Source organism: Neisseria sp. HMSC70E02 (assembly GCF_001838645.1).
Taxonomy (GTDB): Bacteria; Pseudomonadota; Gammaproteobacteria; order Burkholderiales; family Neisseriaceae; genus Neisseria; species Neisseria macacae.
On sequence record NZ_KV838127.1, the window covers coordinates 33,744 to 43,844 of the forward strand.

The 10,101-nt window shown below is 53.1% G+C and carries 10 protein-coding genes and 1 pseudogene; 5 read left to right on the forward strand and 6 right to left on the reverse strand.

What is annotated here, in order from left to right:
- From HMPREF3277_RS15440 to HMPREF3277_RS12130, 4 genes are all read left to right on the forward strand, one after another.
- The coding region (locus tag HMPREF3277_RS15440; RefSeq protein WP_210401177.1) for a hypothetical protein at positions 1 to 195 on the forward strand (195 nt) is incomplete at its 5' end.
- Between the two features lie 125 nt (positions 196 to 320).
- On the forward strand, positions 321 to 1,415 hold the full coding sequence (locus HMPREF3277_RS12120) for an SPOR domain-containing protein (protein WP_070871266.1): 1,095 nt from the start codon (positions 321 to 323) through the stop codon (positions 1,413 to 1,415).
- Between the two features lie 10 nt (positions 1,416 to 1,425).
- Positions 1,426 to 2,070, forward strand: a complete 645-nt coding sequence (locus HMPREF3277_RS12125; protein ID WP_070871267.1) for a thiol:disulfide interchange protein DsbA/DsbL — start codon at positions 1,426 to 1,428, stop codon at positions 2,068 to 2,070.
- 212 nt (positions 2,071 to 2,282) lie between these two features.
- Positions 2,283 to 3,107 (forward strand): undecaprenyl-diphosphate phosphatase, encoded by an 825-nt coding sequence (locus tag HMPREF3277_RS12130; protein WP_003763369.1) that lies wholly within the window; start codon positions 2,283 to 2,285, stop codon positions 3,105 to 3,107.
- A 246-nt stretch (positions 3,108 to 3,353) separates the two neighbouring features.
- Here the strand turns inward: HMPREF3277_RS12130 and HMPREF3277_RS12135 are convergent, their stop codons facing one another.
- Together HMPREF3277_RS12135 and HMPREF3277_RS12140 are read right to left on the reverse strand one after the other, a co-directional pair.
- Complete coding sequence (locus tag HMPREF3277_RS12135) at positions 3,354 to 3,701, reverse strand: hypothetical protein (RefSeq protein WP_003763387.1); 348 nt, start codon at positions 3,699 to 3,701, stop codon at positions 3,354 to 3,356.
- Positions 3,702 to 3,707: 6 nt separating this feature from the next.
- Positions 3,708 to 3,899 carry a zinc-finger domain-containing protein gene (locus tag HMPREF3277_RS12140; RefSeq protein WP_003763364.1) on the reverse strand — a complete coding sequence of 64 codons (192 nt, stop codon included), beginning with the start codon at positions 3,897 to 3,899 and terminating at the stop codon, positions 3,708 to 3,710.
- 160 nt (positions 3,900 to 4,059) lie between these two features.
- On the opposite strand from HMPREF3277_RS12140, the gene HMPREF3277_RS12145 reads away from it, so the two are divergent.
- Positions 4,060 to 4,554: a DMP19 family protein gene (locus tag HMPREF3277_RS12145; protein WP_070871268.1), complete on the forward strand. Its 495-nt coding sequence runs from the start codon at positions 4,060 to 4,062 to the stop codon at positions 4,552 to 4,554.
- Between the two features lie 52 nt (positions 4,555 to 4,606).
- On the opposite strand, the pseudogene HMPREF3277_RS15445 reads toward HMPREF3277_RS12145, so the two are convergent.
- The 4 genes and pseudogenes from HMPREF3277_RS15445 to HMPREF3277_RS12160 form a co-directional block, all read right to left on the reverse strand.
- Positions 4,607 to 4,669: pseudogene (locus HMPREF3277_RS15445) on the reverse strand (transposase); the annotation flags it as partial.
- Between the two features lie 96 nt (positions 4,670 to 4,765).
- Positions 4,766 to 7,558, reverse strand: a complete 2,793-nt coding sequence (ileS, locus tag HMPREF3277_RS12150) for an isoleucine--tRNA ligase (protein WP_070871269.1) — start codon at positions 7,556 to 7,558, stop codon at positions 4,766 to 4,768.
- A 227-nt stretch (positions 7,559 to 7,785) separates the two neighbouring features.
- Positions 7,786 to 8,304 (reverse strand): gluconokinase, GntK/IdnK-type, encoded by a 519-nt coding sequence (locus HMPREF3277_RS12155; RefSeq protein WP_070860563.1) that lies wholly within the window; start codon positions 8,302 to 8,304, stop codon positions 7,786 to 7,788.
- Positions 8,305 to 8,383: 79 nt separating this feature from the next.
- The gene (locus HMPREF3277_RS12160; protein ID WP_070871270.1) at positions 8,384 to 9,769 is read right to left on the reverse strand and encodes a GntP family permease; all 1,386 of its coding nucleotides are present in this window, start codon (positions 9,767 to 9,769) and stop codon (positions 8,384 to 8,386) included.
- Positions 9,770 to 10,101 lie beyond the last annotated feature (332 nt).

Consider the following 10,101-nt stretch of genomic DNA (forward strand, 5'->3'; position numbering starts at 1 on the left):
TCCGTACTATCTGTACTGTCTGCGGCTTCGTCGCTTTGTCCTGATTTAAATTTAATCCACTATAAAAGTTTAGACGGGTCGGGTATCTTGCTGGTGTGTCCAATGCGGAGTATTCTGTTCGGGCAAAAGAAGTCCGTCGTCGGTCAATTGTCAGCGCGTCCTAACATCACGGCGGTTTTCGTAAAAACCATGTAAACAAACGGCGCATTTTTGCCCAATATAAAGGATATTGATAAAATGACCCGTCCCTGCCGATGGCAGCAGCAGATTCCTCTGCCGCCAAAAGGTCGTCTGAACGGCATCATCAATATAGGTATCTCATGAATAAGAACACTCAATACGGCAAAGGCCTTTTCGGCTTTTTCTTCGGCCTCATCCTCGCCACCGGCGTGATCGGGGGCATTCTGTATTTTCTGAATCAAGACACCCCGAACGCCTTCAAGGGCGCGACCGAGCCTCAAAAACAGCAAACCGAGCCTGAAATCCTCAAGCCGCAGGAAAAATCCAAACCTGAGTCCAAGCCCGCAACTGAAGAGCAGCCTGTCGTCGTTCCCGTAGAGAAAGAGCGTCCGGCAGAAGAAGCCAAGCCCGAACAGAAACGCAGCGAAGCCGACGACGATGCGGCAGCCAAAGAAAAAGAACGCGCAGACAAAGAAGCGAAAGAAAAGGCAGATAAAGCCAAAGCCGAAAAAGAGCGTGCGGACAAAGAAAAAGCGGAAAAAGAGCGTGCCGTCCATGAAGCAGAAGACGAAGCCCGCGAAGCAGAAAAAGCCCTGCGTGAAGCTGAAAAAGAAGACAAAGAATCTGCCGAACGCGAGTTGAGACAAAAACTCGCCGAGAAAAAGGCAGAGCTTGCGAAAAAACGCGCAGAAAAAGAAAAAGCCGACAAAGAAGCCGCCGATAAAGCCAAAAAGGCAGCCGAGTTGACGGACAAACAAAAAGCGCGCGCCGAACGCAAACTTGCCGAGAAAAAAGCGGCAGAGAAGAAAGCCGCCGAAGCCAAGAAAACCGAAACGGCCAAAACCAACAAACCGACCCCTGAGCAAATCCTGAACAGTGGCAGCATCGAAAAAGCCCGTCAGGAAGCAAATAAAGGCGCGGCGAAAGAAGTGAAGAAAGCCGAAGCGGACAAACAAACCGCTAAAGCTGACAAGGCCAAAGCCGAAGCCAAAACTGCGGAAGGCGGTAAGAAAGTCATCCTGCAAATGGGTTCGTACGCCGACCGCAACAGCGCCGACGCGCAACGTGCCAAACTCGCCATGCTGGGCATTTCGTCCAAAGTAGTCGAGCGCACCAACGGCGACAAAACCGTTTACCGCGTACAAAGCAACAGCATGTCGTCTGAAGCCGCGAAAAACGTTCAGAAAGACTTGCAAAAACACAATATCAACAGCCTGATGCGTTCGGCACAATAAGGAGGCGGCAATGAAACGGACAAGCAAACCGGCAGCCGTCCTCCTCAGCCTCGCGCTTGCCTTTTCCGCAAGCGCGCAGGCTGCGGTCGAAGGCGTGGATTACACGGTTTTGAACAAACCGATTCCACAACGAGACGCATCCAAAATCGAAGTTTTGGAATTTTTCGGCTATTTCTGCATACATTGCCAAAACTTTGATCCCGTCTTGCTGTCATACAGCAAAACTTTCCCGAAAGACGTTTACCTGCGTACCGAACACGTCGTCTGGATGCCTGAAATGTTGGGCTTGGCGCGGGTTGCCGCGGCGGTTAACGCTTCGGGTTTGAAGTATCAGGCAAACCCCGCTATTTTCAAAGCCGTACACGAACAGAAAATCAATTTGGCGGATACCGCCACTTTCAAAAGCTGGGCGGCGGCACAAAAAAGCTTTGACAGCAAAAAACTGATTGCCGCATACGACGCACCCGCCAGCCTCGCAGCCGCTAAAAAAATGCAAAGCCTGACCGAGACTTACCATATCGACGGCACGCCGGACGTCATCGTCGGAGGCAAATATCGGGTCATATTCAGCAGCGATTGGGCGAATGGGCAGAAAATCATAGGCGAACTGATTAATAAAGTTCGCCAAGAGCGTTCCGGCAAAGCCGCGCGCTGACGGAATTTAGCCAGGCAGTTTCGGAATGACCGCAAAAGATAAGGCGGTTTCCGAACTGTCTGTTTGTTTTGGGCGGCGTAAAATCCATAAAAACGATACTGCTGAGGGATGGGGTAAATACCGTCATACCGCAGCAGTTTTCCGATTCTGATACCGCTTCATCCTGAAATCCAGACGGGCAAACGTCGTCTGAAAACCAAAAAGAAAGCAATATGGACATTTTGACCTTATTAAAAGCTCTGCTTATGGGCATTGTGGAAGGCTTGACGGAATTTCTGCCGATTTCAAGTACCGGCCACTTGATTGTATTGGGCGACTTGCTCAATTTCCACAGCAACGGCAAAGTCTTTGAAATCGCCATCCAACTGGGCGCGGTGCTTGCCGTGATTTTTGAATACCGTCAACGTTTCACCTCCGTTTTGTCCGGATTGGGCAAAGACCGTGCCGCCAACCGCTTTGTGCTGAACCTTGCCATCGCATTCGTGCCTGCCGCTTTGATGGGATTTCTGTTTAGAAAACAAATTAAATTATATCTATTTAATCCAAAAACCGTGGCTATCATGCTGGTGTTGGGCGGACTCTTTATTCTGTGGGTCGAAAGACGCCAAAGCAAAGTCAAACCTAAAGTCAAAAGCGTGGATGAAATGCGTCCAATTGACGCGCTTGTGGTCGGCTGCGCCCAAGTTTGCGCACTGGTGCCGGGGACTTCGCGTTCGGGCAGTACGATTATGGGCGGTATGCTGTGGGGCATCGAGCGCAAAGCCGCGACCGAATTTTCTTTCTTCCTCGCCGTGCCGATGATGATTGCCGCCACCGGCTATGATGTATTCAAACATTACGAACTCTTCACGTTGCAGGATATCGGGCTGATTGCCGTCGGTTTTATCGCCGCCTTCTTGGCAGGTTTCTTAGCGATTAAATCGCTGTTAAAATTCGTGTCCAGTAAAAACTACGTTCCGTTTGCCTACTACCGCATCGTCTTCGGCGGATTGATTCTGCTGACTTCGCATATGGGCTGGGTCAAATGGACTGCATGATGTTGAAGTAGGAATAACCTGCCCATGATAAAAGGTCGTCTGAAACCTCGAAAACAAGGTTTCAGACGACCTTTGTTTTATCCGGATACACCATATCGCAATAGATTCAAGCAGCGTAGGTGATTCGTCCTGTCAAATCCAGATGCAGGAATGAAAGTTCTGGATTGTCGGTTTAACGCAGGGGTCGTCTGAAAAACCATCGTTTAAGGTTTTCAGACGACCTTTTGATAAGAACTTCAGACAGGGTTATTCGATGATTTCGGTGAATACGACGGTTTTGCCGCCGCGGGTAAGCGTGGCGAAGCCGTCCTGAAGCTGCCATATTGTGCTTGCGTTACGGTATTCCGTGGTTTTGGTCATCGAATGGGTTTGCGTCAGTTTTTCGACCGTACTTCCCTGACGCAGTTCGACCGTCATCGGGCTGTTGCTGTTGACGTAGATGGCGGAGATGCGGCTGCCGTCGGCGGCTTGGTAGCGGATGGCGTTGTTTTGCGCTTCAGCGACGACGGCGAGAGGGGCATCGGGGCGGACGGCTTTATACGAACCGCAGGCGGTACACAGTCCGAGCAACAGCAGGAGGGCGTATCTCTTCATAGCGTCTCAATAATGGTGGTGGGGAATGTGGCCTTCGAGATGGTAACGCGTTCCGCAGTAGGGGCATTCGATGTCGCTGTCGGACTGAATCGGGAGGAAGACGCGCGGATGACCGTTCCAAGTTTCGTGGTTGGGGCCGGAGCAGTGCAGCGGCAGGTCTTTGGGGTAGATAATGACGGTTTCGGTGTTTGCGTTCATGATTTTTCCTTGGTAAGTCCGACCTTATTGTACGATATATCGCCTTCTTGTGCAGCGTAAAAGGTCGTCTGAAAAGAAGTTTTGATTTAATAATGCTTTGGTTATAATGCAGTTTTTATAAATCAGCTTTAAATCCACTTTATTTCAAACGGGCTTTAACATGACGACACTTTTCCGGCAGGATGATTTGGACCCTCAAGACGCCGCAGAATTTCTCTACACATTGAGCGCGGCGTATTTGGATTATACGGATGCGGCAGGCGATGAGGAAATGCGGTGTTTGAACGAAGAGCAGCACACGCTGACGGCTTACTGTTATTTGGACAGCCAAGTGCAGGAGGGCGGTTTTGTGCAACTGATTGCGGCGGGTTACGGCGAATATGTGTTCCATAACCCCGTCGCCGACAGCCTGCGCCGCTGGCGGATTAAACCGACACCTAAGATTTTGGATAAGGCGAAGGCTTTATACGAGCGGGACGGCGCAAAAATCGAGGAAATGGCGGACAGCGGGGCATCTTTGGACGCGATTCGTGCCGAGTTTCCCGATTTTGAGGAATTGGACGGCGAATATTACGAAATCGCGGATGACGATATGGCGGCGGCTGTGGCATATGTGTTGGCAAATTGGGAGAAGTTTACGGAGATCGCGGATTGAGTGAACGTTATAGTGGATTAACTTTAAACCAGTACGGCGTTACCTCTCCTTACCGTACTACCTGTACTGTCTGCGGCTTTGTCGCCTTGTCCTGATTTATGTTAATTCCACTATAAGAAATATTGAACGGATTTCCCTGTTTGGGAGGTCGATAGCAAAAGGTCGTCTGAAAACCTGATTCGGTTTTCAGACGACCTTTTTTCAGACGACCTTAAGCGTAATGCCGTTCTTCGCCTTTGCCGTCCACATTTTCGGCGCAGCGTTTGCAGATGGTTTCGTGGCCTGCGACTGTGCCGATATCGTGGGTGTAGTGCCAGCAGCGTTCGCATTTTTCGCCGTCGCTGGCTTTGGCGGTAACGGCGAGTTCGCTGCCGGTTTTGACTTCGACTTTGGACACCAAGAGGGCAAAGCGCAATTCTTCGCCCAAGGCGTTCAGGTAGTCGGCGGTGGCTTCCGGTGCGGTGATTTCGGCTTCTGCCTGCAATGACGAGCCGACGGTTTTGTCGGCGCGCAAAGGTTCGATGGCGGCGGTTACGGCTTCGCGGGCTTCGCGGACTGCCGTCCATTTTTTCACCAGTTCGGCTTCGGCTTTTTCGTTGATGGGTGGGAACTCGTGCCAAGTGTGGAAGAGGACGCTGTCTTCTTCGCCGCCGCCGATGATGTCCCATGCTTCTTCGCCGGTGAAGCACAAAATCGGTGCAATCAAAAGAACCAGACTGCGCGTAATGTGGTACAGGGCGGTTTGCGCGCTGCGGCGGGCGTGGCTGTCGGCTTTTGTGGTGTAGAGGCGGTCTTTCAGGATGTCGAGGTAGAACGCGCCCAAGTCTTCCGAGCAGAAGGCGACGATGTCTTTTACGGCGAAGTGGAAGGCATAGCGCGGGTAGAAGTCGCCCGCCAAACGCTCTTGCAGCTGGCGCGCCAACACTAAGGCGTAGCGGTCGATTTCGACCATGTCCGCCTGCGGTACGGTGTGTTCGAACGGGTCGAAATCGCTGAGGTTGGCAAACAGGAAGCTCAAGGTGTTGCGGATGCGGCGGTAGCTTTCGGTTACGCGTTTGAGGATTTCTTTGGAAATTGCCAATTCGCCGCTGTAATCGGTGGATGCTGCCCACAGGCGCAGGATGTCGGCGCCGAACTCGTTATAGACTTCTTGCGGCGCGACGACGTTGCCGATGGATTTCGACATTTTGCGGCCGTTTTGGTCAACCACGAAACCGTGGGTCAGAAGCTGTTTGTACGGGGCGCGTCCCATAGATGAGGCGCAGCCGGTCAGCATGGAGGATTGGAACCAGCCGCGGTGTTGGTCGCTGCCTTCAAGGTAGAGGTCGGCGGGCCAGTCCAATTCTTCGCGCTGTTTCAAGACGGAATAATGGGTCGAGCCGGAGTCGAACCATACGTCCATCGTGTCGGAAAGTTTGTCGTAGTTTTCGCAATCTTCCGCGCTCAACAATTCGCTTTTATCGAGTGAGAACCATGCCTCGATGCCTTTTTCTTCGATTTTCAGGGCGATTTTTTCCAAAAGCTCGGCGGAGTTCGGATGCAGTTCGCCCGTTTCTTTGTGGACGAAGAAGGTCATCGGCGTGCCCCAGTAGCGTTGGCGCGAAACAACCCAGTCGGGGCGGCCTTCGATCATGGCTTCGAGGCGTGCGCGACCCCAAGACGGGAAGAATTCGGTGTCGTCCACGGCTTTGATGGCTTTGTCGCGCAGGGTTTTGCCGTCGCTTCCGGCTTTGTCCATGCCGATAAACCATTGGCCTGTCGCGCGGTAAATCAGCGGGGTTTTGTGGCGCCAGCAGTGGGCGTAGCTGTGTTCGATTTTGCTGCTGGCCAAGAGGTTACCGGTTTCTTCCAGCCATTGCAGGATGACGGGATTCGCTTCCCAAACGCTCATGCCTGCGACGCGCGGCGTTTCACTGATGTATTTGCCTTCGGCGTTGACGGGGTTGTAAAGCTCGATGCCGTATTTGTTGCAGACGGCGTAGTCTTCCAAACCGTGTGCGGGGGCGGTGTGCACCAAACCCGTACCGGCGTCGGTGGTAACGTGTTCGCCGTTGAGCATGAGAATATCGCGTTCGAGGAACGGATGATTCATGTGCAGGTTTTCCAGCTTGTCGCCGGTGGTTTCGGCGAGGACGCTGAGGTCGTCTGAAGCAAAACCGTAGCGTTTGAGCGCGTCTTCTGCCAAATCTTTCGCCAGCACCAATTTGCCTTTGGGCGTATCGATTAATTGATACACCACGTCCGCACCCGCAGACACGGCTTGACTCGCGGGCAACGTCCAAGGCGTGGTCGTCCAGATGACGGCAAACGCTTTGCCCTCGATGCCTGCCAAACCGAATGCGGCGGCAAGCGCGGCGGTGTCTTTAAACGGATAGGCAACGTCAATCGCAGGTGATACTTTGTCTTTGTATTCCACTTCCGCTTCCGCCAGCGAAGAACCGCAGTCCAAGCAGAACTGAACCGGTTTCGCGCCGCGGTAGAGATAGCCTGATTTGTAGATTTCGCCGAGCATGCACACGGTATCGGCTTCAGTTTTGAAATCCATGGTCAGGTAGGGGTTGTCCCAGTCGCCCAACACGCCCAGACGGATGAAGTCTTTTTTCTGGCGGGCAACCTGTTCGGCGGCATATTCGCGGCACAATTCGCGGAAACGTGCTTTGGGCATATCTTTGCCGTGCAGCTTTTCCACCATCACTTCGATGGGAAGACCGTGGCAGTCCCAGCCCGGCACATAAGGCGCGTCGAAACCGGCTTGGGTTTTGCTGCGGATAATGATGTCTTTGAGGATTTTGTTGACGGCATGACCGATGTGGATGTCGCCGTTGGCATACGGCGGGCCGTCGTGCAGGATGAATTTCGGACGGCCTTTGGCGATTTCGCGCAGTTTTTGATAGCGTTTGTGCTCGTACCAGCTTTTCAGCCACGCAGGCTCGCGCTTGGCGAGGTTGCCGCGCATCGGAAACGGGCTTTCGAGCAGGTTTACGGTTTTGCTGTAATCGGTCATGTTGTGATTCTCTATGGTTTCGGTATTTCGGTTTCAGACGACGTTTCGCTAAGGTCGTCTGAAAAAATGCAAAGGGCTATTGTAGCCGAATTGTATTGTTTTTATAAGGGGTTTGGGTATGCGGGATGGCGGCGGACAAAGAGAAAGGTCGTCTGAAAACTTGTTTTGTCGAAATGTGACCTATCTGTTTTCAGACGACCTTCCTTATACCTGTTTACACGCTTTCTTCACAACAAACCTTCCGCTTTGACCCACGCCAAAATATCGGCTTCTACGGCTTCGGGCGAACCGGGGTTGTCGATTTTGACGCCGTATTCGTCTGCGCCGAGTTCTTCCAGAATTTCCAGTTGCGAATCCAGCATCCCCGCCTTCATGTAATGCCCTTGGCGCGCCATCATGCGCTCGAGGTTGATGGCTTGCGGCGGTGTCAGGTGGATGAAGGCGGTTTTGCCTTGTGCGCCGCGCAGGATGTCGCGGTATTGGCGTTTCAAGGCGGAGCAGGTAACGATGGTGTACGCCGCGCCGCTTTGTGCCTGTTCCGTCATCCAGTCGCGCAGGTTTCGCAGCCACGGATAGCGGTCTTCGTCGGTCAGCGGAATGCCCGCGCCCATTTTGTCGCGATTGGCTTGGGTGTGGAAATCGTCGCCTTCGGCGTAGGGGCATTGGTTGAGGTGTTTTTGCAGGGACAGGGCGGCGGTGGTTTTACCGCAGCCGCAAACGCCCATCATCACAAAATGCGTCGTCATGTTCTCTTCCTTTGTTGGATTTGAAAGATATAAGGTCGGCAGACGGTTTAGAGTGTCTCAAAACCGTTTTCAGACGACCTCAAACCACGGCAAACAGCAGTGCCGACACTGAAAAGCCGATGGCGGCAATCAGCGTTTGGTTGACCGTCCATGTTTTGAGCGTGGTCGGTACGTCCATATCCAAAAGGCGGCCGACCAGCCAGAAGCCCGAGTCGTTGAAGTGGCTGCAGCCGACCGAGCCTGCCGCGGTTGCCAAAACGACGCAGGCGAGTTGCCAATCGTTGAAGCCTGCGGCGGCAACGGCGGGCGCCATCAATGCGGCGGCGGTGGTCAGCGCGACGGTTGCCGAACCTTGCGCGATACGCAGCGCCAATGCCACCAAGAAGCAGCCCAGCAATACGGGTATGCCCAAATCCGCCATGCTGTCCGCCAACGCCTGACCGATGCCCGATGCGCGCAACACGCCGCCGAACATCCCGCCCGCGCCGGTAATCAGAATGACCGAACAAACGGGGGCGAGTGCGCCGTCCACCGTTTTCTCCAGCGCGCTTGCTTTTTCGCCGCGTTTGCTGCCCAAAACATAAAGTGCCACCAAAACCGAAATCAGCAGCGCGACAGGGGTCGAACCGATCATGCGCGCCACCTGTACCCAATGTTCGTCTGCGCTGACGACTTTTTCACTGATTAAGGTGGACAGCCCTGTGTTCATAAAAATCAAAAGCATAGGAATCAGCATAATGCCAACCACGGTCGAAGCCTTGGCAGGCGTTTGCGGCCGGTCGTTGTCCACCGCGCCGCCGCTGAGCAAATCGGGAACGGGAACGCGGATGGTGCGTCCTAAAACCTTCCCAAGCAGATAACCGCTGACATACCAAGTGAACATGGCGACGGGCAATCCCAAAATCAGCACCTGCCCAATGTTCGCCGAATAAAATTCCGAAGCCGCAATCGGACCGGGGTGGGGCGGCAGGAAAACGTGCATCACCGAAAACGCGCCGATAGACGCCAGAGCATAAAGCAATACGTCCTGCTTCATGCGCCGCGCCGTCGCGAAGACAATCGGCAGCATCACCACCAATCCCGCATCAAAGAAAATCGGGAAACCGAAAATCAGCGACGCCACGCCCAAGGCAAACGGCGCGCGTTTTTCACCGAACATCCGAATCAGCGCATCCGCCAGCGACTGCGCCCCACCCGAAGTTTCCACCAGCCGCCCGAGCATCGCGCCCAAACCGACCAGCAAAGCCACGCTGCCGAGCGTACCGCCGAAGTTTTTCAACAGAACGTCGTTCACAATCTTATCCATCGGCAGCCCCGTCGCCACCGCCGTCAGCAGGCTCACCGACACCAGCGTCAACAGCGCATGAACACGCAGTTTCACAATCAACAGCAAAATCAGCACAATCGCCATCGCCGCAATACCCAGCAGCCAGCCCGCGCTCAAAGTCTGAGTCCAACCATCCATTTTGAAGCCTTTCTTTGTAATCAGAATACAAGGTAGTTAATGTTTTTCAAACGTATTAAATGAACCATAGCACGATTTGCAACGGGGCAGTATGGCGGATTTTTGAGGCTATAAGCGTTTAATTTTTTGATGAATTTTAATGATGAATGAGAGATAAAATGGAGGACGGAAAAGACAAGGTCGGATGAGGTGTCCGATAAGGTGGAGAGGTCGTCTGAAACTTTCAGACGACCTTAAGTTGGGAAAAATCCGATATGTGGGTTGGGACGTATTCAAGGATGTGGGTTTGTATAGTGGCTTAACTTTAAACCAGTACGGTGTTGCCTCGCCTT